The sequence below is a fragment of the Cobetia sp. LC6 genome (assembly GCF_030264805.1).
Classification (GTDB): Bacteria; Pseudomonadota; Gammaproteobacteria; order Pseudomonadales; family Halomonadaceae; genus Cobetia.
Window position 1 is genome coordinate 730,488 of sequence record NZ_JASSPL010000001.1, and the last position, 23,019, is coordinate 753,506.

The 23,019-nt window shown below is 61.9% G+C and carries 18 protein-coding genes; 5 read left to right on the top strand and 13 right to left on the bottom strand.

Annotated elements, in window-relative coordinates; genetic code table 11:
* Positions 1 to 19: 19 nt before the first annotated feature.
* Positions 20 to 607 carry an NAD(P)H-dependent oxidoreductase gene (locus tag QQF40_RS03180; RefSeq protein ID WP_285460353.1) on the bottom strand — a complete coding sequence of 196 codons (588 nt, stop codon included), beginning with the start codon at positions 605 to 607 and terminating at the stop codon, positions 20 to 22.
* A 287-nt stretch (positions 608 to 894) separates the two neighbouring features.
* On the opposite strand from QQF40_RS03180, the gene QQF40_RS03185 reads away from it, so the two are divergent.
* The 4 genes from QQF40_RS03185 to QQF40_RS03200 all read left to right on the top strand — a co-directional run bounded on the left by QQF40_RS03185 (position 895) and on the right by QQF40_RS03200 (position 3,736).
* The gene (locus QQF40_RS03185) at positions 895 to 1,209 is read left to right on the top strand and encodes a winged helix-turn-helix transcriptional regulator (protein ID WP_285460354.1); all 315 of its coding nucleotides are present in this window, start codon (positions 895 to 897) and stop codon (positions 1,207 to 1,209) included.
* Between the two features lie 104 nt (positions 1,210 to 1,313).
* Entirely contained in the window at positions 1,314 to 1,994 is a 681-nt protein-coding gene (locus tag QQF40_RS03190) for an IclR family transcriptional regulator (protein ID WP_285460426.1), read from the top strand.
* Positions 1,995 to 2,141: 147 nt separating this feature from the next.
* Positions 2,142 to 2,549, top strand: a complete 408-nt coding sequence (locus QQF40_RS03195; protein ID WP_176676797.1) for a GlcG/HbpS family heme-binding protein — start codon at positions 2,142 to 2,144, stop codon at positions 2,547 to 2,549.
* Positions 2,546 to 3,736, top strand: coding sequence for an MFS transporter (locus tag QQF40_RS03200; RefSeq protein WP_285460355.1), 1,191 nt, complete (start codon positions 2,546 to 2,548; stop codon positions 3,734 to 3,736). The genes QQF40_RS03195 and QQF40_RS03200 overlap by 4 nt, the downstream gene beginning before the upstream one ends.
* A gap of 534 nt (positions 3,737 to 4,270) precedes the next feature.
* Here QQF40_RS03200 and QQF40_RS03205 read toward each other — a convergent pair.
* From QQF40_RS03205 to QQF40_RS03250, 10 genes are all read right to left on the bottom strand, one after another.
* A complete protein-coding gene (locus QQF40_RS03205) occupies positions 4,271 to 5,326 on the bottom strand; it encodes a LacI family DNA-binding transcriptional regulator (protein ID WP_285460358.1) in 1,056 nt (351 codons plus the stop codon).
* Between the two features lie 144 nt (positions 5,327 to 5,470).
* Complete coding sequence (locus QQF40_RS03210; RefSeq protein WP_285460359.1) at positions 5,471 to 7,189, bottom strand: alpha-amylase family glycosyl hydrolase; 1,719 nt, start codon at positions 7,187 to 7,189, stop codon at positions 5,471 to 5,473.
* A gap of 136 nt (positions 7,190 to 7,325) precedes the next feature.
* Positions 7,326 to 8,597, bottom strand: a complete 1,272-nt coding sequence (locus QQF40_RS03215; protein ID WP_502871412.1) for an ABC transporter substrate-binding protein — start codon at positions 8,595 to 8,597, stop codon at positions 7,326 to 7,328.
* A gap of 125 nt (positions 8,598 to 8,722) precedes the next feature.
* Positions 8,723 to 10,390, bottom strand: coding sequence for an alpha-amylase family glycosyl hydrolase (locus tag QQF40_RS03220; RefSeq protein ID WP_502871411.1), 1,668 nt, complete (start codon positions 10,388 to 10,390; stop codon positions 8,723 to 8,725).
* Between the two features lie 38 nt (positions 10,391 to 10,428).
* Positions 10,429 to 12,078 (bottom strand): alpha-amylase family glycosyl hydrolase, encoded by a 1,650-nt coding sequence (locus tag QQF40_RS03225; RefSeq protein ID WP_285460362.1) that lies wholly within the window; start codon positions 12,076 to 12,078, stop codon positions 10,429 to 10,431.
* 151 nt (positions 12,079 to 12,229) lie between these two features.
* Positions 12,230 to 13,336 carry an ABC transporter ATP-binding protein gene (locus tag QQF40_RS03230; RefSeq protein WP_285460364.1) on the bottom strand — a complete coding sequence of 369 codons (1,107 nt, stop codon included), beginning with the start codon at positions 13,334 to 13,336 and terminating at the stop codon, positions 12,230 to 12,232.
* A 45-nt stretch (positions 13,337 to 13,381) separates the two neighbouring features.
* Positions 13,382 to 15,022 carry an alpha-glucosidase gene (locus QQF40_RS03235; RefSeq protein ID WP_285460427.1) on the bottom strand — a complete coding sequence of 547 codons (1,641 nt, stop codon included), beginning with the start codon at positions 15,020 to 15,022 and terminating at the stop codon, positions 13,382 to 13,384.
* Positions 15,023 to 15,048: 26 nt separating this feature from the next.
* On the bottom strand, positions 15,049 to 15,906 hold the full coding sequence (locus QQF40_RS03240) for a carbohydrate ABC transporter permease (protein ID WP_373456552.1): 858 nt from the start codon (positions 15,904 to 15,906) through the stop codon (positions 15,049 to 15,051).
* Positions 15,903 to 16,877, bottom strand: coding sequence for a carbohydrate ABC transporter permease (locus QQF40_RS03245; RefSeq protein WP_253061927.1), 975 nt, complete (start codon positions 16,875 to 16,877; stop codon positions 15,903 to 15,905). The genes QQF40_RS03240 and QQF40_RS03245 overlap by 4 nt, the downstream gene beginning before the upstream one ends.
* 15 nt (positions 16,878 to 16,892) lie before the next feature.
* Entirely contained in the window at positions 16,893 to 18,161 is a 1,269-nt protein-coding gene (locus QQF40_RS03250; protein ID WP_285460366.1) for an ABC transporter substrate-binding protein, read from the bottom strand.
* Between the two features lie 381 nt (positions 18,162 to 18,542).
* Here QQF40_RS03250 and QQF40_RS03255 point away from each other — a divergent pair, with 381 nt between their 5' ends.
* Positions 18,543 to 20,084 carry a carbohydrate porin gene (locus tag QQF40_RS03255; protein WP_285460367.1) on the top strand — a complete coding sequence of 514 codons (1,542 nt, stop codon included), beginning with the start codon at positions 18,543 to 18,545 and terminating at the stop codon, positions 20,082 to 20,084.
* A gap of 264 nt (positions 20,085 to 20,348) precedes the next feature.
* Here the strand turns inward: QQF40_RS03255 and QQF40_RS03260 are convergent, their stop codons facing one another.
* Both QQF40_RS03260 and QQF40_RS03265 read right to left on the bottom strand, forming a co-directional pair.
* Positions 20,349 to 20,477 (bottom strand): putative transporter small subunit, encoded by a 129-nt coding sequence (locus QQF40_RS03260; RefSeq protein ID WP_217485951.1) that lies wholly within the window; start codon positions 20,475 to 20,477, stop codon positions 20,349 to 20,351.
* A 53-nt stretch (positions 20,478 to 20,530) separates the two neighbouring features.
* Positions 20,531 to 22,222, bottom strand: a complete 1,692-nt coding sequence (locus QQF40_RS03265; protein WP_285460368.1) for a sodium:solute symporter family protein — start codon at positions 22,220 to 22,222, stop codon at positions 20,531 to 20,533.
* Between the last annotated feature and the right edge of the window lie 797 nt (positions 22,223 to 23,019).

The following is a 23,019-nucleotide window of genomic DNA, read 5'->3' on the forward strand; positions in this document are numbered from 1 at the left end:
CCTTAAAGTGGCGGATAGCTCAACCAAAAACATCCTCAAGATGAGCCTCGAAGCGCTCTAGGTCACTGGCAATATCCGGGTTCTTCATCACGTCGAAGGCCCCAAAAGTGGGGAGTGGGCTCATGTCGAAGAAGCGTGCGTTCAGATGCACGGGCGCGACCAGATCATTCAGTGACTTGCCAGCAAAGAAGCGTTCGTCGGGATCATCAAAGGCTTCTGCCGGTGCGTTGAGCGTGATGCTGAGCATGTACTCAGTACCGGTGAGGGTGCCGCCCAGGCCGTAGTTCTCCTTTGGCTTCTCGGCGGTGCGGCCGTCGCCGTTGCAGAAGCGGCCATCCATGCCGGCGGTATAGACCTCATCCATATACTTCTTGAAAGACCAGGGCACCATCATCCAGTTGATCGGGAACTGCATGATTACGACATCGGCCCACTGGTGATCGGCGATCGCTTCCTCGACGTCATAACCTTCTGCGATGCGACTGACGCGCACCTCGTGTCCCTGGTCGTCAAGCCAGGAGCGCGCGCGTTCGACGAGGCTGTCGTTGAGCGCGCCCTTGGCAAACGGATAGGGCTGGTGTCCGTTGATGATCAATACCTTACGCATGAAATCCTCCGCCACGACGGGCAACGAGTAGTGGATCAACAAGCTCTGCAGGCGTTAAGATGACGCGATGGGTAACCAAAAACAACTAGTATACTTTTAGTAACCTTATTCTTCGCGGGACTGACCATGCTTGCCCTGAGGTGGCATCTCCCGGGGGAACTCGGGAATCGACGAGCGGTTGCAAGTCCAGAGCCCCTTGGCTCTAGGCAGACACGACAGGAGATGTGCGATTGGAGGCGTTTGTGACGGAAGATCCGAAAGGCCGGCGCCGGGTCGCGGCGCCCTGCATGGAACCCTGCGCCATCGAGAAGGGCATGCGCGTGCTCGGAGGCAAGTGGACGGGGTCCTTGCTGTGGCACATCAAGGACGGGCCGGTAAGGTTCAACGACCTGGCCCGGATGGTGGGCGGTGCCAGCAAGAAGATGATCACCGAGCGACTGCGCTTCCTCGAGGCGAAGGGATTGATCTCCCGCCACGTGCGCGAGACGTCCCCGGTGATCGTGGAATATGCGATCACGCCGCTGGGGGAGACGGCCATCAAGGTGCTCGATGAGCTGCGCGAATGGAGCGAGTCCTTACCGGACGATGTCGTGGAGGAGTGACGGCATGAAAGCACCATGTACAGAATCACGAGGTGAATACCGCGGCCTCTGGGAGACCCTATGAAGTGGCGCCAACGAAACGATGAGGCATGCTCGTGACCAGGATGATTCAGTCGGTATCACGCAGCTTCCTGCTGCTGGAGGCGCTACGTCACGCAGATAAGCCACTGACATTGGCGAGCCTCAGTGCCGAGGCGGGCCTGAGCAAGACTACCGTTCATGGGCTGCTGGATACCCTGGTGGCGCTGGGCTACGTGCGTCGCCTGTCCGAGGGTTACTGGCTCGGGTTGCGACTTGATGAGCTGGCCGAGCCTCTGGCACAGGAGCGCGAGCAGCTCCGTCAACACTACCGCGCGCTGCTGGACGAGGCTGCGGCGCTGAGTGATGAGACCGTCTATCTGGCCACTCCCTGCGGTAGCCAGGAGTACCTGTATCTTGAGGCCGTGGAGGGTCGGCAGCCGCGTCGTGTCCAGAGTCCTCGAGGGCGCCGGGAATCGCTGCGTCATTCGGCGATAGGCCATGTCTTCCTGGCCAACGATGATGGCCTGCTGCGCCAGGTCAGGCGCAATGGCCCCCTGAGCGATGTGCAGGAGGCCCAGCTTCGGGAGGTCAGCGCCCGCGGCTTCGCGCTGGATCTCGAGGACGTCGAGGCGGGTCTTTGCTGTCTGGCGATCCCCTTGCGGCAGCGGGGCGACTGCGTGGCGGCACTGGGCATGGCAGGGCCGGCCTCGCGCTGGTCGCAGTCGCGGCTGAGTCGATTGGCGAAGCAGCTACTGGCGCGCTGATTCTCCTGTCCGTCCCGCCGTTCGACATTGTCGAATGTTGGTCGGCATCCGCCGCTCCCCCTATGCCTGCCTGCGCGGCATCGGCATGCTCCTCATCGCGTCGTCGCCGACGGCGCTGATCTTGACCAGATTCTTGAGGAGAATGACATGCATCTTGACGATGCCCACCACATCATCGCCGGTATCCGCCAAGCCGCCGCCGATGAGGGATTCGCCGTCTCGCTGGCCATCGTGGATGCCAGCGGCCTTCAGGTCGCCTTCGAACGTATGGATGGCGCGGTCCCCGGCAGTATCGACGTCGCGATCAAGAAGGCGCGCACGGCGTCGCTGTTCCAGACTGACAGTGCCCAGCTGGGCCAGATCGCCGCCCCGGGGGAGGCGATCTATACCCTGGAGAACACCAACGGAGGCCTGATCAGCTTCGGGGGCGGCGTGGTACTGCGCGATGCACAACAGAGCGTGGTCGGGGCGGTCGGTGTGGCCGGCGCGACCGTCGAACTGGATGAGACCCTTGCCCAGCTGGGGCCGCGCCTGATGGCCCGGGAGGCGGCATGATGCGCGGCCAGCATCCTGCCGTCCTGGCATTGGCGGTCGCCGCCTTTGCCATCGGCATGGCGGAGTTCATCGTGGTCGGGGTGCTGCCCGCGATCGCCTCCGATCTGGGCGTCACTCAGGATCGTGCCGGTGCGCTGGTGAGTGGCTACGCCCTGGCCCTGGCGATCGGTACGCCGCTGCTCATGCTGACGCTGTCCCGCTTTGCGCCGCGTCGGGTGCTGACGGGGCTGATGACGCTCTTCGTGATTGGCAACCTGTTGTCGGTCGTCGCCCAGGACTTCACCAGCCTGATGCTCGGTCGTGTCACCACCGCCGTGGCGCATGGTGCCCTGTTCGCCTTGGGGGCCACCGTGGCCAGTCGGCTGGCGCCGGAGGGGCGATCCGGCAGTGCCATTGCGCTGATGTTCTCGGGGCTGACGCTGGCCATGGTCGTGGGCGTGCCAATCGGCAGCCTGCTGGGGAACGGCATGGGGTGGCGAATGCCTTTCGTGGCGATTCTGGCCCTGGCGGCCATCGCGCTCATCGCGCTGTGGCGTTGGGTCCCGACCTCGCTGGCGGCTCAGCCGACGGGGAGCTGGGGGGAGCAGCTGTCGGTCCTTGGGCATCCGGTCATCGTGTTGACCATGACGCTAACGGCGTTGGGTTTCGGGGCGACCTTCCCGCTGTTCACCTACATCAGCGCCTGGCTGACCGATCAGACGGGCTTCTCCACGGCGGCCGCCAGTGGCCTGCTGGTGGTCTTCGGTGGCGCCACGCTCGTCGGCAACCTGATGGGCGGGCGGCTGGTCGGCGCCATCGGCTGGCGGCGCACGGCCGCCTGGCTACTGGTTGGACTGGCGGCGATCCTGGCGATCATCCACGCCTGGGGCGAGGCTAGGTGGTTGATGCCGGTTTGGCTGGCGGTGTGGGGCGCTTTGGCCTTCGGGCTGTCGCCGGTCTTTCAGTCCGGCATGCTGGCCACGGCCGAGCAGCATCGGCCGCGGGCGGTGGCCTTCGCCTCGGCGCTCAACATCTCGTCGTTCAACATCGGCATCTCGGCCGGCTCCGCCGTGGGGAGTGCACTGGTCGCACAGCAGGCGCTGGGGGTGACACCGCTGGCCGGCAGTGGCTTGGCGATGCTGGCGCTGGGGGCGCTGTGGTTCCAGGGGAAGGTAAACGGCTCTCACCACGCTGAGGCGATGGCGTGATGAAATCTTTCTTCAATTACGATACAGCTCCCTTTGTAAGGAGCATTGGCGGGGTGGAGAGCGCACCACGAGGCGAGAGGAGAGCTGTGGTGTAGTGGGATAGTGAATCTGGCCACCTGATCTTGCCCAGTGGCAGTGGATATCCTATTAAGGAAGTTCGCTGTTGCTGGGCAAGATCTGATGTTTTTGCGCTACCGAATGGAATGACGCTGAGTCTCAGTGGCCGCGGAAATTGCTGGGACAATGCCCCAACAGAGCGCTTCTTCAAAATCCTGAAAACGGAATGATTACCAGAGATCGGCTATCCCGATATTGCTGTGGCGAAGCGATCTGTCAGTGATTATATGGTCGGTGACTTTAGTAGCCTCAGGCCGCACAAGCATAACGATGGGTTACCGCCGAACCTGGCAGAAAAGAACTACTGGAAAGCTCAAAGCGCGGTGGCCAAAAATACTTGACCACTACAGATTCACTGCGCCACTACAATTTACGTAGAAAATTCAAGCTCGGCTCCCCGCAACTACTCAATAATGTTTACGGACAGGTCTCGCCCTGGATCAGCTGTGTCGAGAGCCGGTGTGATGACGCGGGCTCCAGCCCCAGAATCATTCGCGCGGCAAGGCGGCCTTTTTCGGTACTGTCCTGATGGACGGTGGTCAGGCGCGGTGACCGATATTGTCCTTCCTCGATGCCATCGAAGCCGGTGATACGCAGATCCTCGGGAATTCGGATGCCACGTTGTTCGGCCAGGGTCACGGCGGTCAGAGCAATACGGTCTGACATGCACAGCAGGAGGTCTGGCCGTTCGCTGGCCGGCAGGTCGAGTATCTCTGCCAGCACCGGCGCGCAGACCTCATAGGTGTTTTCCTCGATGTTCCACATCGCGACGTCTTGCAAAGACACCTCTCGCTCTGCCAGGGCGCGATGAAACCCCGCTAGACGCGAGCGAGTAATGGTACGGCCGGCCGGAAGCAGCGTATGGGCATCGGTGATGGGGCCATTGCAGGGCGTGTCGGTCAGGCGCAGGTTGACGATACCGATACGACTGGCGGGTGTCTGCAAGGCATGTTGCGCGATGGCGTAGCAGGCGGGCTCATCATCCACATGGATGGCGGGGTGATCGCCCAGATCGAAGTCGACTGCCACGATAGGCTTGTGACCCGCGCTTTGGAGTTCTTCCACCAGCGCCATGCTGGCCATCAGCCCGTAGACGATGAAGCCATCGGCAATGCTGGAAGATCCGGGTGCCTGGGAGGCATTCTGGCGGCCTGAAAGCAGCAGTAGGGTATGGCCGTGAGCATCCAGCACTTCCGCGATGCCCGACAGCAGTTCGCTGGCGACGGCGTCCTTGAGGCTGTAGGTCAGCGTTTCCGCGAGTACCACGGCGATGATCCGTGAACGCCCCGTGCGCAGACTGCGCGCCTTGGCGTCCGGGCCACGGTAGCCAAGGCGTTTGGCCTCCTCGAGCACCCGCTCGCGCAATGCTGGAGAGAGCTGGTCGGGGCGGTTGAAGGCGTTGGAGACGCTGGCGGTGGAGACGCCGAGTTCTGCGGCTAGCTCCTTGAGAGTGATGCGGCGAGGCGATGACACAGGCGTCGGGTTCCTGAACATGAAAAGCTTGAACGATTAAGCGCAGAGATAGCATATCGCCGCGTACCAGAAATGCCCAGAAAGTGACGGAGTTGGCCGGCCGAGCGGCCAACTGGCACCAGGCGTCCAGCCGGGCAATGCCTGCTAGCGGTCCTGCACTTGAGAGGTATCGGCTGGCACGACCAGCCAGGCTGCCATCCCCGGCGCCAGGCTCAATTGGCCTGCTTCAAGCGAGGGCGTGGCCATGCCGGGCAACGAGACGACCCCTATCGGGTCATGATGCTGGCCATGAGGCATTCGCGAGCCCATCAGGGTAGGCAGATCGAGCATAACGGGGGCGTTGTCGTGTTCCGGGGCGTGACCTGCCTCGTGTTCCAGATTGGCCAGGCACACCATCTGCTGGTGAGGAGTGTGACGTATCACACCAAAGACACCCTTCGGCAGCACGGACGGGGAGATGAGCGTCTGTTGCCCCATCTTTAGCGTCGCATTCTCGCGACGCAGTTCCAGCAGCTTGCGAACGCGATTCAGTAGGCTCTCGGGCGCCGCTTGTTGCAGCGAGACCGCCTGTGACTGATGAGGTGCATGGACGGGAAGCCAGGGCGACAGGGAGTCGGCGCAGAAGCCACCATGGCGATGAGGCTCCCACACCATGGGTGTGCGGCATCCATCGCGCCCCTTGACCTCGGGCCAGAGCGCGATTCCGAAGGGGTCCTGCAACTCGGCGTAGCTCAGCTCGGCTTCCTCGAATCCAAGCTCTTCTCCCTGGTAGAGGCAGAGGCTGCCCCGCAATGAGCAGAGTACCGTCAGTGCCAGCAAGGCGCGTGCGCTCCCCCAGCGACTGGCACTGCGCGGAACATCATGATTGGACAATGCCCAGCACGGCCAGGCGTCTTCGCCATGCTCGGCAAAGCGTGCCAGAACGGCGTGCAAGTCCACGGCATCGCCCGTGCTGTTGAGCAGGTCGAAGGTGTAGGCCATATGCAGGCGGTGCTGGCCCGCGGTGTAGGCTGCCATGGCGGGAAGCGGGTCGCTGCCCCCGACCTCGGCGACGCTGGTGGCGCCGGGGTATTCCTCCAGCAGGGCACGAATCTCTTCCAGATAGTCGAGATTCTCTGGCTGATCCGCATTGTGTTTCAGTAGCTGATAGCTGCGGGGATGCCCGCGGCTACGGTAGTCGTACGAGGACGGCGGATTGTCCGTCAGCGCTTGGTCATGAAAGTAGAAGTTGGCGGTGTCGAAGCGGAACCCGTCGACGCCCAGCTCCAGCCAGAAGCGCAGATTGTCGAGCTGTGCCTGACGCACCTCGGGATGATGGAAGTTGAGGTCCGGCTGGCTGGCGAGGAAGTTGTGCAGATAATACTGGCAGCGTCGTGAATCGAAGGTCCAGGCCGGGCCACCGAAGGCGGCTAACCAGTTGTTGGGCGCACCGCCGTCTGGGCGTGGGTCTGCCCAGACATACCAGTCAGCCTTGGCATTGTCCCGGGATTGGCGACTTTCCCGGAACCACGCATGCTGATCGGAACTGTGTGACAGCACCTGATCAATGATGACGCCCAGCCCGAGCTCATGTGCGCGGGCGACGAGCCGCGAGAAGTCCTCCAGAGTGCCGAACAGGGGATCGATGTCACGGTAGTCCGAGACGTCATAGCCGAAGTCCTGCATGGGCGAGGTGAAGATGGGGGAGACCCAGATGGCGTCCACCCCCAGGGTCGCGAGGTAGTCCAGACGTTGGATGATGCCGGCAATATCGCCGACACCATCGCCATTGGCGTCCATGAAGCTGCGCGGATAGATCTGATAGAGCGTTGCGCCGCGCCACCAGTCGTGTGCGACATGGCGATGGAGTTGGGTAGATGTCATTGCACGATCCTTGTTGTCGAGGCGGCAGGGGGCACGGGCATGCTAGAGCGCCGGAAAGGCCTCGCGTCTTTGCGCGAGACCTTCCGGACGTCATCAGCCTGCAGGCGCAAGGCCTGGCGGGGTGAGGTCGTGGGCGTTACCAGCCGCGGCGTCCGATGCGGGTGAGTTCTCTCCCGAGCGCTTCCACCGCCTGAGCACCGGTTTCCTCGCCCGACAGCACCTGATGGGTGCGGTTGAAGAAGGCATTGGAGACGCGTGCGTAGGCATCGCCTGTCACCGAGGCCGGGCGCGCGACGCCGGTTCTGAGCGCCTCATAGAGCTCGCCCATCGAGGGGTTGCTCGCCAGCACCTCGTCATCCTGATAAAGGTGTTCGATGGTGGGGTTGCGCCCCATCTTCATGGTGTGGGCCTTCTGCTGCGGAGCAGCGGTGATGTAGGCGACCAGTTCCGCAGCGGCCTGGGGGTGCTCCGAGTAGCGTGATACCGCAAGATTCCAACCGCCCAGGGTCGCGCGTGACTCGCCCTGCGGGCCATGCGGGAGGGGCGCCATGCCGACCTTGCCTGCCACCGGACTGCCCTCGGCCTGGCTGAGCTTCCAGACATAGGGCCAGTTACGCAGGAACAGCGCATTACCCGACTGGAACAGCCCACGTGACTCCTCCTCGGTATGATTCAGCGCGCCTTCCGGGGCGATGCTGCCGATCCAGGAGGCGGCGAGGTCGAGTGCCTCGGCGGCGCGCGAATTGTCGATGGTGACCTTACCGGCATCATCCACCAGGGTGCCGCCGTCCTGGCTTGCGACCCACTCCAGTGCGTTGCAGGTCAGCCCCTCGTAGGCGCGCCCCTGGAAGCTGTATCCCCAGAAATCGGCATTGCCGGCGTCGCGTTCCGCCGCCTGGATCGTGCGCGCCGTCTCGGTGAGTTGCTGCCAGGTCTCCGGCACCTGCTGGTCGTATTTTTCCAGCAGGTCCTTGCGGTAATAGAGCACGCCTGCGTCGGTGTACCAGGGCATGGCCACCAGACGTCCCGCTACGGTGCCGTTGTCGACCAGCGCGGGGAAGAAGCCCTCGGTGGCGTCGTCGGGCAGATAACGGGAAAGGTCGACCAGGTGATCGTCGAGCAGCCCTGGCCACGCCATGTCGACGATCAGCACGTCGATATCACTGGAACCGCTGCTCAGCAGCTGCTGATACAGCGAGAGCTTCTCGGTGGTGTCGTTGGGAGTGGAGATCACATTGACACGATTGCCGGACTGCTCGGCCCATTGCTGGGCGAGCTCCGGACACATGTCGGAATCTCCACCGGGGCCACAGGCAATCGTGACCTCGGTGGCCAGTGCGAGGGGGGCCGTCAATGAGGCCCCGCTCAACAACAGGGCACCGGCGCTACCCTTGAGGGTCGTGAGCATCCGTTGGCGTGGGGTGCTGATAACAGAAGGCATGGCGTGCGACTCCATCATTGTGATTGTTGTTGCGGCGTCCGGGATGACCGTCATCCACCGAGCATCCCATGAAGCATCGAATCTGCCAGACGTCAGTTGAGGGCGAGCCACATGGCGCTACCTGGCATCAGCGACAGGGGGTGGTGAGAGGCGTGTGTCGCCGTGACACCGGCGATCTCGAGGGTGGTCCAGGTGGTGATGTTTGGCGCCAGTTGACTCGGGTCGATCACGCTCGGCGTATCGCCTGTCCCGAGGTGTGACAGACACAGCAGGCGTTGCGCTCCATGTTGACGCAGGCTGGCGAAGACGTCGTCCGGGAGCCGCTCGGGGGCAATCAGGGTCTGATCACCCTCGCGCAGCACCTGGCTGGTGCCGCGATAGCGCAGCAGGCGACGTGCTCGCGACAGGAAGCTGTCATTACGGTTTTCCTGCTGCGCCACCGACAATGGCAACTGGCGTGGGGAGACCGGTAACCAAGGCGTGGCCTCAACGCCGGACTTCGACGCGCAGCGGCTGAACCCACCGTTCAGGCTGTCATCCCAGACCATCGGCGTGCGACAGCCATCGCGGCCCTTGATCTCGGGCCACAGGTTGATGCCGAAGGGGTCCTGCAGGTCCTCGAAGGCCAGCTCCGCTTCGGGAAGCCCCAGTTCTTCTCCCTGATAGAGGCACAGGCTGCCACGCAGCGAACACAACACCGTCAGGGCGAGCAGGGCGCGCGATTCTCCCCAGCTGGTCGCACTGCGTTCCACGTCATGATTGGACAGGGCCCAGCAAGGCCAGGTGTCTTCGCCTTGCTCGGCAAAGCGCGTCAGCACGTCGTACAGCGCACGGGCATCGCCATCACTGTTGAGCAGGTCAAAGGTGTAGGCCATGTGCAGGCGGCGTTGGCCGGCGGTGTAGGCAGCCATGGTCGGGAGAGGGTCATTGCCGGCGATCTCGCCGACACTGGTGGTGCCCGGGTACTCATCGAGCAGGTCGCGGATGCGCTCCAGATACGCCAGATTCTCCGGTTGTTCGATATTGTGCTGCATCCGCTGATAGCTCTGCGGGTTGCCTGGGTTGACGCCTTCGCGCGCCATCGCCGGGTTGTCGGTCAAGGCGCGGTCATGGAAGTAGTAATTGACGACGTCGAAGCGGAAGCCGTCCACCCCCAGATCCAGCCAGAAGCGCAGGTTGTCCAGCTGCGCCTGGCGCACCTCGGGATGATGGAAATTCAGATCCGGCTGACTGGCCAGGAAGTTGTGCAGATAGTACTGGCGGCGCTTGGCATCGAAGGTCCAGGCGCGACCACTGAAGGCCGCCATCCAGTTGTTGGGCGGGTTGCCATCCGGAAGCGGGTCGGCCCAGACATACCAGTCGGCCTTGGCATTGTGGCGGTCCTGACGGCTTTGCTGGAACCAGACGTGTTGATCGGAGCTGTGAGACAGCACCTGGTCGATGATCACGCGCAACCCCAGCTGGTGGGCTTGCGAGACCAGGTGCTTGAAATCCTCCAGGTGGCCGAACATCGGGTCGACATCCCGATAGTCCGCGACGTCATAGCCGAAATCCTTCATCGGCGAGGTGAAGAAGGGGGACAGCCAGATGGCATCCACGCCGAGACTGGCCACATGGGGTAGGCGCTCGATGATGCCGGCCAGGTCGCCGATGCCGTCGCCGTTGGCATCCATGAAACTGCGGGGGTAGATCTGATAGATCGTGGCACCACGCCACCAGTCGAGGCGAGCGTGAGGATCGAGTTGAGACAGGGTCATCATGACCTCCTTGTGAGTTGCGTGATCGGCAAGCGGGAGATTCAGTGCGCCTCGCCAACACAGCGCGCGATGGCAACGCCGTGGGGCGGCAGCGTCAGGCGACCTGCCTGCCAGTGACCATTGATCATGCCGGGGGCATCCTCGAGGGCTTCCGCTCGCCAGGCGGTCTCCAGAGTCAGGGCCTGTGCAGAGAAGTTGAGCGCGACCAGCAACGACTCGCCGTCTGAGAGACGCGTGAAGCAGATGACTTCCTCATGCAGCGAGTGGAATTGGATCTCCCCTCGGCTGAGAGCGGGGTGACGGCGGCGGAAGGCGAGCAGCTCCCGGCTGGCATTCAACAGTGATGCCGGGTCGTGTTCCTGATGGTCGACGGCCAAGGCATGATGGAAGTCGGGAACCGGCAACCAGGGAGACACGCGAGAGAAGCCCGCATGTGACTCACCGGCCTGCCACGGCATGGGCGTCCGGCAGCCGTCGCGTCCCTTGTAGCGTGGCCAGAAGGTGATGCCGGCGGGGTCCACTAGCTGGTCATGGCGTAGCTGGGCTTCACTCAGCCCCAGTTCTTCGCCCTGATACAGGCAGACGCTGCCGCGCTGGGTCAGCAGGAAGGCGAGATAGAGGCGCAGGCGCGCCGGCGAGGCTTCGGCGTCCCAGCGCGTTGCCAGGCGTGTGACATCGTGGTTCCCCAGTGCCCAGCATGGCCAGCCGTCCCCGATCTGCGCTTCCATCGTCTGTAGGGTCGTCTGGAGGTGGTCGGGTGAGGCGTTCTCGGTCAGTAGATCGAAGGAATAGGCCATGTGCAGCCGCTGGTCGCCCCGGGTGTACTCGGCCATCACGCGCAAGGAGTCATCGTCGCCGACCTCGCCCACGCTGGTGGTGCCGGGGGACTCATCGAGCAGACTCCGCAACCGCTCGAGAACGGCGAGGTTCTCGGGTTGGGTCTTGTCGTGAAGATGTTGTTGATAGCCGTAGGGGTTGTCCGGGCGCACGCCAATGAAGCCCTCGGCGATCTCACGCCGCGGCGGGTTATCCTTTAGCTCACCATGTGTGCAGAAGTTGATGGCGTCCAGGCGGAAACCATCCACCCCCCGCTCCAGCCAGAATCGCACCTCTTCAAGAATGGCCGTCACGACCTCGGGATGATGGAAGTTGAGGTCCGGCTGCTCGATCAGGAAGTTGTGCAGGTAGTATTGGCAGCGGCGAGTGTCCCATTGCCACGCGGAGCCCCCGAAGATCGATTGCCAGTTGGTGGGCGGTGCGCCATCGGGTCTGGGGTCTGCCCAGACATACCAGTCCGCGCGCGGGTTATCGCGGCTCTGGCGGCTTTCCTCGAACCACGGGTGCTCGTCGGAGGTGTGTGATAGCACCTGATCGATGATGACTTTCAGGCCGCGCGCATGCGCTGCCTCGACCAGACGGTCGAAGTCCTCCAGGGTGCCGAACATCGGGTCGACATCGCGATAGTCGCTGATGTCATAGCCGAAGTCCTTCATGGGCGAGGTAAAGAAGGGAGATAGCCAGATCGCATCGACATTCAGCGAGGCGATGTAATCCAGGCGCTCGAGGATGCCCGGCAGATCACCGATGCCATCGCCATTGCTGTCCTGAAAGCTGCGCGGGTAGATCTGATAGATGACGGCGCCGCGCCACCAATCGTGGGCCGGCACCTGGGTATCTCGAATCGTGGACATGCGAGTCTCCTGGGCGGGAGCCATGGCGCCCGCCCGTGCGGTCCTTGCGGAGAATGAAGCGGTTGGCCTGAGGCGCTATGAGCAGGCGCTGGATAGTCAGTCCTGGCTGCCAGGTCCTCGAGGAAAAGCCCTGCAGAACAGGTCCTGAGCGTCAGGCTGCCTGGCGTTGCTGGGTCAGGCTCAGCGCGCGATCCTGGCTGTCGAAGAGATGCACGTGCTCCAGGTCCGGCACCAGCGCGACGCGTTGGCCGATCTTCCACTGACTTGGGGCTTCACTGCGGTGGATCAGCAGGCTGTCGCCGTCTTTCGGATCCAGATAGACATAGACTTCGTTGCCCAGGTACTCGACGTTGACGATCTCGAAGGCGTTGTCGCCACGGGCCTCTTCCAGGCAGAGGTGTTCGGGACGAATCCCCAGCGTCAGGCGGCTGCCGGTGCGTTCGTCGCCGGCATCACGAGGCAGATCCAGTTCCCCGATCCCGGGCGTCGAGATGCGACAGCCATTGCTCTCGCTTCGCAGCAGCTCTGCCGGCAGGAAGTTCATGGTCGGGGAGCCGATGAAGCCGGCCACGAAGCGGGTCGCCGGCGCCTGATAGAGCGTCTGGGGGCTGCCGACCTGCTCGATACGCCCATCACGCAGCACCACGATCTTGTCGGCCAGCGTCATGGCTTCGACCTGGTCGTGGGTGACGTAGACCATGGTGGAGCCAAGGCGGTGGTGCAGGCGGGCAATCTCGTTGCGCATCTGGACGCGCAGCGAGGCATCCAGATTGGAGAGCGGCTCGTCGAACAACAGAATCTTGGGCTCACGCGCCATGGCGCGCCCCATGGCGACGCGCTGGCGCTGGCCACCGGAGAGCGCCTTGGGCTTGCGATTCAGCAACTCCTCGAGCTGGAGAATGCGCGCTGTTTCCATCACGCGTTGTTCGACGCTTTCCTTGTCGGTCTTGGCAAGCTTGAGGCCGAAGGCCATGTTCTCGTACACCGTCATGTGCGGGTAGAGCGCATAGGACTGGAAGACCATGCCCACGCCGCGCTCACGCGGGGGGAGGTCATTGACCAGATCGCCGGCGATATGCATCTCACCTTCGGTGATCGATTCCAGCCCGGCGATCAGGCGTAGCAAGGTCGACTTGCCACAGCCTGACGGCCCGACGAAGACCACGAATTCTCCGCTGCCGATCTTCAGGTCCAGGTCCTTGATGATGTGCGTGCTGCCGAAGGTCTTGTTGATCTTGGAGAGGGTTACGCTTGTCATCTTGCGACTCCCAGCCGGTGCTCGGCACCGGCTTTCGAAAGAAGGTTAGTCGAGTGCCAGGAAGGCAGCCTGATAGGCCGGCAGTACCAGGCGCGCTGCTTGGGGCTGAGCCTCGTCCAGTTCGGCAGTGAAGCCCGTGCCCTCGAGAAGGCGCGCGCCGCCTGCGTAGGCTTGCGGGAGTGCGGTGGTCCGTTCGGTGCCGGTCAGGTTGAAGAGACACAGCATGCGCTGGCCATCGTGTTCGCGCTGAAAGCCCAGCAGCTCGTCACCCACGTCCACCAGTTCAATGTTCCCCTCGCGCAGGACCGGGTGTTGGCGGCGGAAATTCAGCAGGGTGCGTGTGGCATGCAATACCGAGTTGGCGTCGTCTTCCTGATTGGCCACGGCCAGCGGCAGGTGGCGTTCATCGACCGGCAGCCAGGGCTCGACACTCGAGAAATCCCCCCGGGCCGTCTGACGCCAGGGCATGGGAGTCCGGCAACCGTCGCGGCCCTTGAATTCCGGCCACAGCACCTTGCCGTAGGGGTCCTGGATGCGCTCGAAGGGCACCTCGGCTTCCGGCAGGCCCAGCTCCTCACCCTGGTAGAGGCAGACGCTGCCGCGCAGTGACAACACCATGGCCAAGGCGACCTTGGGATAGGCCACCGGGTCTTCGTCGGCACCCCAGCGTGTAGCGCTGCGCACGACGTCGTGGTTCGACAAAGCCCAGCATGGCCAGGCATCACCGGCCAGGCGCAGGAAGCGCTCGATGACTTCTCGCAGATACCCTGCGGAGTGCGGGGCATTGAGCAAATCAAACCCGTAGGCCATGTGCAGCTTGTCGCCCCCGGCGGTGTACTCCGCCATGCGCTCCAGCGGCTTGTCATCACCGATTTCGCCCACTGTGGTGGTGCCCGGGTATTCATCCATCAGGGCGCGCAGGTCTTTCAGGAAGTCGAGGTTTTCCGGACGGCTCAGGTCATAGACGTGTCGCTGCCAGGTATAGGGGTTGGAATCCGGCGCGCCCAGTGTCTTGGCCTCGCCCGCCGGTACCGGCGGATTGTCGCGCAGGGCCTGATCATGGAAGTAGAAGTTGACGGTATCCAGACGGAAGCCATCGACGCCCAGCTCCAGCCAGAAGCGCATGTTGTCGAGCTGAGCCTGACGGGCCTCCGGGTGATGGAAGTTCACGTCGGGCTGGCTGGTCAGGAAGTTATGCAGGTAATACTGCTGGCGGCGCGAATCGAAGGTCCAGGCCGAGCCGCCGAAGATCGACAGCCAGTTGTTGGGCGGCGTGCCGTCGGGCTTGGGGTCTGCCCACACGAACCAGTCGGCCTTGTCATTCGTACGGTCCTGACGGCTTTGCTGGAACCAGGGATGCTGGTCGGAGGTGTGGCTGATGACCTGGTCGATCATGACCTTGAGATTGAGCGAGTGAGCGCGCTCCAGCAGTACCTTGAAGTCCTCCAGGGTGCCGAACATCGGGTCGACATCACGGTAATCGCTGATGTCATACCCGAAGTCGAGCATCGGAGAGGTGAAGAAGGGTGACAGCCAGATGCCATCCACGCCCAGCGAGGCCACGTAATCGAGTCTGGCGGTGATGCCCGGCAGATCCCCGATCCCGTCGCCGTTGCTGTCCAGGAAGCTGCGCGGGTAGATCTGGTAGATGACGCCACCACGCCACCAGTTGGAGGAGGTCTGCATTTGGGCTTCGAGCAATGACATGTAGATTATCCTTTGACGGCGCCGGCGGTCAGGCCGGATACGATGCGGCGTTGGAAGATCATCACCAGGATGACCAGCGGTATGGTGACGGTGACGGAGGCGGCCATGATGGGGCCCCAGGGGAGCTCATGCTGGCTGCCGCCGGAGATCAGGGCGATGGCGACCGGCACGGTGCGCTCGCTGTCGGTCAGCGTGAAGGTCAAGGCGAACAGGAACTCGTTCCAGGCCGCGATGAAGGCGAGCAACCCGGTGGTGGCCATGGCCGGCCACATCAGGGGCAGGAAGACCTTGGTGATGGTCTCCCACGGCGTGGCGCCGTCCATGATCGCGGCCTCTTCCAGTTCCATGGGCAGCTGACGCATGAAGGTCGTCAGCACCCAGACAGTGAAGGGCAGGGTGAAGATGGTGTAACTGAGGATCAGGCCACCGGGGTTGTTGTAGAGATTCAGGCTGCGAATCACCTCGAACAGCCCTGACAGCACCGCGACCTGAGGGAACATCGAGACCCCGAGGATGATCAGCATCACGGTGGAGCGGCCGCGAAAGCGCACGCGTCCCAGCGCATAGGAGGCGGTGATGCCCAGCAGCAAGGCGATCAACACGACGCTCAAGGCGATCAGGATCGAGTTGCCGATCGCCTGCAGGAAACTCTTCTGCGCAAAGATTTGGGCGTAATTGCTGAAGTCCAGTGAGGTCAGCCAGTAGTTGACCTCGAACAGCTCACTGGACGGTTTCAGTGAGGTGATGACCGCGTAATAGAAGGGGAACACGGCATAGACGATGATGATGGCGATCAAGGCCCATTTGCCGACCAGCTTGGCGAGTCGGGTCATCTGGTAGCGATTCATCGGAGGCTGATTCATTTATCCACTCCCAGTTGGCGGCGGCCAAGGTAGAGGTAGACCACGACGGCCAGCGCGATGATCAGGAACAGCATCGTGGAGGCGGCACTGCCGTAGCCCACGTCCTGGAACTCCACCAGTTGCTGGCGGGCGTAGATCGACATGGTCATGGTGCTGGACGAGTTGGAGGTCAGCACATAGATGACGTCGAAGACGCGCAGTGCATCGAGAAGACGGAAGATCACGGCGACCAGCAGGGCCGGGGTGATCAATGGCAGGGTGACACGGAAGAACACCTTCACCGGGTGGATGCCATCGACCTCGGCGGCTTCATAGCAATCCTTGGGCAGCATCTGCAGCGCGGCGAGTACCAGCAGTGCCACGAACGGGATGGTCTTCCACACATCGACCATGATCACGGCCCACATAGAGAGATCGGCATCCGCCGTCCAGGCCAGTGGCGCATCGATCAGCCCCAGCCCCATCAACAGGTGGTTGATGATTCCGAACTGGTCATTGAGCATCCAGGCCCACATCTTGGCGGAGACGATGGTCGGGATGGCCCAGGGGATGAGCACCGCGGCGCGGACCAGCATGCGCCCCTTGAATTCGGCGTTGAGCAGCAGGGCCACGATGATGCCGAAGACGACTTCCAGCGACACCGAAATGACGCTGAAATAGACGGTGTTCCAGACGGAGTTCCACCACACCGGGTCAGTCAGCAGGCCGTACCAGACGCCGTCGTCCTTCACTAGATAGTTTTCAAAGCCGATGAAGGCGGCGCCGGTCGTGTCCGAGAGCGAGGCATCGGTCAGGCTGAGGTAGAAGGTTCTCAGCAGTGGCCAGCCGGCCACCAGGGCCAGCGCGACCAGCATCGGCGCGAGATAGGTCCAGGCCGCACGTACCCGCTGGCGTCTGACCTTGGTGCCGCGTTTGCGGGTCCTGGCCGAGGGCGTGTCTGTCGGCACTGACTCATTGAGCGTGGTTGTCATGCGAAACCTCCCGGGTTACCAGCGACGACGTTTTATGCGAGCCAGCTCGCCCTTCAGCTGAGCCACGGCCTGGGCGCCGCTCTGCTCGCCGCTCAGCACACTGTGGGTCGCATTGAAGAAGGCGTTACTGACCTGGCCGTAGTTGTCACCGGTGACGGCAGACGGACGTGCCACGGCATTGGTGAAGGTGTCGTAGAGCGTGCCGAAGAAGGGCACGGTGGTGAGCACCTCTTCGTCCTGATACAGCGCCGTGAGGGTCGGGTTGTAGGCGGCCTGGATGGCCCGGCGTTTCTGCTCGGACTCACCGGTGAGAAAGGCCACCAGCTGTGAGGCGAGCTCGGGGTTCTCGCTGTACTTCGAGACCGCCAGATTCCAGCCGCCCAGCGCCGCCGCGCTTTCTCCCTCGGCGCCGTGGGGCAGCTTGACCACCCCGACCTTGCCAGCCACCTTGCTGTCATCGCTCTGGGTCAGCGACCAGGCGTAGGGCCAGTTGCGCATGAAGACGGCGTTGCCGGACTGGAAGATGCCGCGGGCTTCTTCCTCGGAATAATTGAGCGCCCCTTGCGGGGTGATCTCGCCGATCCAGCTGGCGGCCAGGTCGAGAGCGGAGGCCGTATTGGGGTTGTCGACGGTGATCTCGCCATCGGCATCGACAATGGCGCCACCGTTGTTGCTGGCGACCCATTCCAGCGCATTGCAGGTCAGGCCCTCATAGGCACGCCCCTGGAAGACGTAACCCCACATCTTCTCGCTGCCGGCTTCGCGTTCCTTGGTCTGGATCCGCGTAGCGGTCTCTGTCAGCTCCTGCCATGTCTCGGGTGGTGCGAACCCGTACTTCTCCAGCAGGTCCTTGCGGTAGTAGAGCACCCCGGCATCCGTGAACCAGGGCATGGCCACCAGGCGGCCATCGACCGTATTGTTGTCGATGATGGTCTTGAAGTGGCCCTGCGCTGCCTTTTCGCCGAGCGTCTGGTGCAGATCAAGCAGGTGATTGCCGAGTAGGCCCGGCCAGACCACATCGATCTGCAAGACGTCGATGTCACCGGACTGGGCCGACAGAATCTGCTGGTAGAGCGAGAGGCGTTCCGTCGAGGAATTGGGCGTGGAGACGATATCGACCTCATGGCCGGTCTTGTTTTCCCAGGCAGCGACGCCCTGTTCACAGAGTTCCAGTTCGGCCCCGACCGCACCGCAGGAGATGGTCAGGTCCGCGCCCATGGCAGGGGCGGTGGTGGCCGCTCCCAGCAGGGCGAAGCTTGAGGCGATTAGCGTCTTGCGTTGCATGGTGGATCCTCGTCACTTGTTGTTGTTTGGCCCGCATCGGACGGCTGGGTGGGGGAGAGTCACAACGTCGTCTGATAGTGGCTTCTTAATCGATTAAGGCGTGGTCACAGTCAAGCGATTGGCGTCGATATCCGCAACCTGAACTTTGGTCTTGCTGTCACCGATATGTCGCCAGAAATGGAAGTTTTACGCGGTGATAGCTCCCCTTTGGTCGAATTTCGACATAAGTCGTGTGTCTGGAGCGCTGGATTGCCACTAGGGTCTTAAACGATTAAGTGAATGTGGTGATCCCTCCAACGCCAACGCCAATGATTCGGGCGCCGCTTCGCTGATCATCGCCAAGCGAGTGATTCGTCAACAACAACAAAGGCTCTCTTCAGCATGACAACTCCCCCTCAGCACCCGCTCAAGACCCCACTTGTCATGGCCGTTGCCATAGCGGTCATGAGTACCAGTGGACTCGCCAATGCCGACGGGACAGGCGATATCGAGGCGCGGCTCGCAGAGCTGGAACAGCGTATCGATGACGCCGAACAACGGGCCAGAGCGGCTGAGAGTCGCGCCGCCGAGGCAGAGCGCGCGATGGCCGTTCAGCGCCAGTCGAGTGAGGCTGATCAACCCGCGCGCGTAACCGCGCAGACCGAGGACTTCGAAGAGCGTCTGGCGGCCGTCGAGCGTCAGGCCAGTGGGGAAGAAGGGTTCTCCTTCAATGCCTATGCCCGCTCCGGGCTATTGATTGGCGAAGGAGGCAAGAGCATCGAAGGCGGCCCCTACCTCACGCCGGCGGGCTCGGTGGGCGGGGCGGTCGGGCGGCTGGGGAACGAGCCCGACACCTATGTCGAGTCGGTGTTCAACTACAGGACCCGCTACGACAATGGGACGAAGGCGCTTTACCGCACCATGATTGCCGACGGGGTAGAGACCAGTAACGACTGGACCTCGGACGAGTCCAGTTTGAATGTACGACAGGTCTTCGTAGAGTTGAGCGATCTGCCGAGCTTTACCGGCGCCTTCGAGAATTCCTCCATCTGGGCGGGCAAGCGTTTCGATCGGGACAACTTCGATATCCACTGGCTCGACAGCGATTTCATCTTTCTCGCCGGGACCGGCGCAGGTATCTACGACGTCCAGCTTGCCGATGACTGGAAAGCCAACTTCTCGGTCTACGGCCGCAGTTACAGTGAATACCCGACAGAGGACTCCGATACTGGCGGCAATACCGACAACCTGACGTTCACCATGAACAACTATGTCGGCCACTGGCAGTGGATGGTCAGTGCCCTGTCGGCGGCAGACAATGAAGAGCGCGCCATGGACACGGGGGCCGAAGCGGCCGATTCCGGCTTCCACACCATGCTGGCCTACCATGGAGACAGCTTCTTTGGCCTCGCCGATGGCAGCTTCAAGGCCGCCGTGCTGCATGGCCGCGGGCTCGGCGCGGAGACCAAGGTCATCGGGGGTGACGGAAACCTGACGGATGACGCCACCTCTACTCGCCTGGGGCTTTACGGCACGACCTACCTCGCACCCAAGTGGCGCTTCGCACCAGCCGTCTTGGCAGAGGTGAGCAAAGATCGCTATGACGACGGAGATGAATATTCCTGGGCGACCTTCAATGCGCGTCTGGCCAATGAGCTGACGACGAATTTCGAGATGCAGTACGAGCTGAGCTATCAATGGATGGACCTGGACCCCGGCTCGACAGGCAATGCCGTGGAAGGCGGGTATCGCAAGTTCACCATTGCACCGACCTTCAAGCCTGAAGTCGGTGGCTTCTGGAAGCGTCCGGAAATTCGCCTGTTCGCGTCCTGGAGTGACTGGGATGAGGAGCTCAATGACTACTCCGAAGATGATGCTCTCGGGAGTGCAGGCTTCACGGGAGGCGAATGGGCCTTCGGTGTCCAGAGCGAGGTATGGTTCTAGGAGCAGGATGCCAAGCTGATCATCGCCTGCCAGTGCTTCGATCTTGCCCGTGGAAATGTGCTCGATTTTCTGATGGCCAGCGTGGTCTCAACGACAGTGCCGGCCCCAAGCGGGTCTGGAAGTTCAAGAATGACCCCACGCATGAGTGGATCGTCGAGCAGGTGTGATAGATAGGCTATTCTTCGGTAAGTTGTAAAAAAGCCCGCCTCTGGACTTTCCAGAGGCGGGCTTTTGCGTTCATGGCGTCACATTACGCCAAGAGCTTCATACCAGCTCGCGCTTTTCTTCACGTGCGATGCGACGATCACGTGCGACCGCGCGACAGATGACGATCAATACCGCCAGGGTGAGTGCTGGCCATATCAGTACATAGGTAGCGAAAAGCAATGTCATGGGGCATGTCTCCTGTTGTCCGTCTTCAGACGTTATCCAGCTTCATGCGAGGCTCAGGCCGCCGGCTGTGGCTGGTTGGGCGCTGAAGTCTTGTGGTCGTCTGCGTCGAGTGCCTCGTCATAGTTGCCGACACGTGCGGTGATGGTGTCGAAGTCGAAACGCTCCTGGCGGCTGGCGAGGCTCATGACCACACACACCAGAGTGCTGGTGCCGTAAGCGGTCAGTGAGGCGAGCAGAACGGTGTAGTCACGCAGGAAGTCGGTCGCGAAGATCAGCATGGCGATCATGGCCGCGATTCCAGCCAGGATGCCGAGAATGCGCCCCAGGAAGCCGAACACCATCAGTCCGATGATCACGCCGCCACCGATGCTGGCGAGCAGTTCGAAGAACAGACCGCTCATGCCCGTCAGCGGCACCAGTTCAAAGCGTGCCAGACAGAACATCAGCATCGCGACGATGACCGACGTGGTGAAGGCGGTATTGGTCACTCGGTTCCAGAAACAGCTGGCGATGACCGGGAAGACGATCGCGCCCCACAGAGCCCCGACGAAGACCAGCATTACCAGGATATCCAGTGAGAAGCTGGCGAAGACGATGCCCAGCACCGTGGCGATGATCATGGTCAAGCGGCCGATGAAGAGCATGCGCTTCGGGTCTGGCTTGCCGCGGGCGATATTCTTGCCATAGACGTCGGCCATGATGATGGCGGACAGTGCGGAGAGGTCGGAATCCGCGGTAGAGGACAGCGAGCCGATCACCAGAATGAAGAACAGCGCGATGAAGAACGGCGGCAGATACTCGGACACCATCTGCGGGATGAGGTTGTTCATGTCGCCGTTGAGCGGCTCCACCCCGAGTGTCAGTGCCATCAGGCCAATCATGCCCAGGCCGATGACGATGGCGCCATAGCCCAGCGTCGCGGTGAGGAAAGTCGGCTTGATGTGGTCTTCGTTGACGGCGAACAGGCGCTGGGAAATGGTCTGGTTACCGATCGCATAGGCCAGGACCGCGACGAAGAAGGGCGCTCCCTGGTTCAGGATGGCATCCGTCGAAAAGAAGTCGGCCTGCTCAGGCGTCAGGTTATCCAGACCTGCGACCAGCTCTGTCGGGCCACCCATCGCAAAGAACACCGCTGGAATGATCACGATGGCGATCGCCATCAGGGCAACCAGCTGCGCGAAATCGGTCAGTACCGAGGCGCGGAAGCCCGACCACAGGGTATAGAACAGCACCCCCACGCCCGCCATGATCACGCCCGCCTGGAAGGACAGCGGCGATAGCACGGAGACGAGCGCCCCGGCGGCGGTGAAGTTGACCATCAGGCTGATTACGCTACCCAGCAGGTTTGAGAGTGCCAGGATCAGTTGACTGGAGGAGCCGTGACGCGCATGGATCAGCTCGCCCAGTGTATGCGCATTGGGCGCCAGCTTGCGGAAGCGGCGACCGAAGGGGTAGATGAACAGGATCATCAGTGCACCCCACAGGCCATAGTGGATCGGCCCTGAGACACCATAGGTATAGCCGGAGGTGGCGGCAGCATAGAAGGAGGCCGCCCAGATCCAGGTAGCCGTCATGCTTGCCGCGCCCATGCCGAAGCCAACGCGATGGTTGGAGACCATGAAGGCATCGGCATCTTCATTTTTCTTGCGGATCCCCAGAGTCATCAAGTAAGTGCCGCCATAGAAGGCAAGCAGCAGCAGTACGACAGTCAGGGTAGAGAATTGATATAGCGATTCGTTGTTCAAGAACTGGCCCTCGGTAGGGAAACAGGGCGCTACGCAACGCAGTTGCCAGAGGGCAAACGGTTGTCGATAGCGACGAGTAAGGAGGGGAAGGTTCTTAGCCGTGGACGTAGTTCAGCGTCATTTGCTCAAGCAAATGTCATCCAGCGCAGCACGTGGGCCGCGTCATCAATAATCGGCAATCTCGGTCAATGAAGACGGAGTTGGTGGCACTTCCCGGTCAGGCGGGAAATTGGGGGAGGGCGGCGTGGCATGCATCTGCCTTCATCGGAATAATGATATCGCATACGCGTCCTTGTGATCGGTCAAGCCTTGCAAGGGCGCTGATGCGAGTTGTTGGTCAGCCCCAAGCTTGGCAAAACGGTGTTTTTATTTTCTCTAGTTATCAAATGCGTCCGCAACGATAAATTATGCGCATGTCAATGTCCACACCCTGGGAGGAGAAGCTTGCCTCTCACCCCCGTCAACGATAGTTGGACGAGTGGCGAGCAACGACACTCAGTGTGGTAAGACGTGGCAGAGCAGCACGCGAGACATGACGTATTATATAAATAATCTTCCTCGGTATTACTCATTACTATTTATAACTTCTGGAGTTTACCAGCAAGTTGAATAAATGGTTGTCATTCCGATATGCGTATTACTTGTCCAATACTGCAGACACATACTTGCTCAATGGCTCAGGCAACGACTGACTCGGCTTGGAAGAGGGCGTTGCTTGATGGGAGGGTGGGTCTTCAAAGCGGCCGGCCCACGGTAAAACGCCCTGTCTGAAGACAGGGCGTTATAAACATGCCCAA

Bases quoted from the DNA above. Each gene is read 5' to 3' on its own strand.
- QQF40_RS03250 (WP_285460366.1), bottom strand. From the start codon at position 18,161: ATGCAACGCAAGACGCTAATCGCCTCAAGCTTCGCCCTGCTGGGAGCG.
- QQF40_RS03215 (WP_502871412.1), bottom strand. From the start codon at position 8,597: ATGCTCACGACCCTCAAGGGTAGCGCCGGTGCCCTGTTGTTGAGCGGG.
- QQF40_RS03225 (WP_285460362.1), bottom strand. From the start codon at position 12,078: ATGTCCACGATTCGAGATACCCAGGTGCCGGCCCACGATTGGTGGCGC.
- QQF40_RS03195 (WP_176676797.1), top strand. From the start codon at position 2,142: ATGCATCTTGACGATGCCCACCACATCATCGCCGGTATCCGCCAAGCC.
- QQF40_RS03190 (WP_285460426.1), top strand. From the start codon at position 1,314: ATGATTCAGTCGGTATCACGCAGCTTCCTGCTGCTGGAGGCGCTACGT.
- QQF40_RS03255 (WP_285460367.1), top strand. From the start codon at position 18,543: ATGACAACTCCCCCTCAGCACCCGCTCAAGACCCCACTTGTCATGGCC.
- QQF40_RS03235 (WP_285460427.1), bottom strand. From the start codon at position 15,022: ATGCAGACCTCCTCCAACTGGTGGCGTGGTGGCGTCATCTACCAGATC.
- QQF40_RS03210 (WP_285460359.1), bottom strand. From the start codon at position 7,189: ATGACATCTACCCAACTCCATCGCCATGTCGCACACGACTGGTGGCGC.
- QQF40_RS03200 (WP_285460355.1), top strand. From the start codon at position 2,546: ATGATGCGCGGCCAGCATCCTGCCGTCCTGGCATTGGCGGTCGCCGCC.
- QQF40_RS03260 (WP_217485951.1), bottom strand. From the start codon at position 20,477: ATGACATTGCTTTTCGCTACCTATGTACTGATATGGCCAGCACTCACC.
- QQF40_RS03240 (WP_373456552.1), bottom strand. From the start codon at position 15,906: ATGAATCAGCCTCCGATGAATCGCTACCAGATGACCCGACTCGCCAAG.
- QQF40_RS03245 (WP_253061927.1), bottom strand. From the start codon at position 16,877: ATGACAACCACGCTCAATGAGTCAGTGCCGACAGACACGCCCTCGGCC.
- QQF40_RS03220 (WP_502871411.1), bottom strand. From the start codon at position 10,390: ATGATGACCCTGTCTCAACTCGATCCTCACGCTCGCCTCGACTGGTGG.
- QQF40_RS03185 (WP_285460354.1), top strand. From the start codon at position 895: ATGGAACCCTGCGCCATCGAGAAGGGCATGCGCGTGCTCGGAGGCAAG.
- QQF40_RS03180 (WP_285460353.1), bottom strand. From the start codon at position 607: ATGCGTAAGGTATTGATCATCAACGGACACCAGCCCTATCCGTTTGCC.
- QQF40_RS03230 (WP_285460364.1), bottom strand. From the start codon at position 13,336: ATGACAAGCGTAACCCTCTCCAAGATCAACAAGACCTTCGGCAGCACG.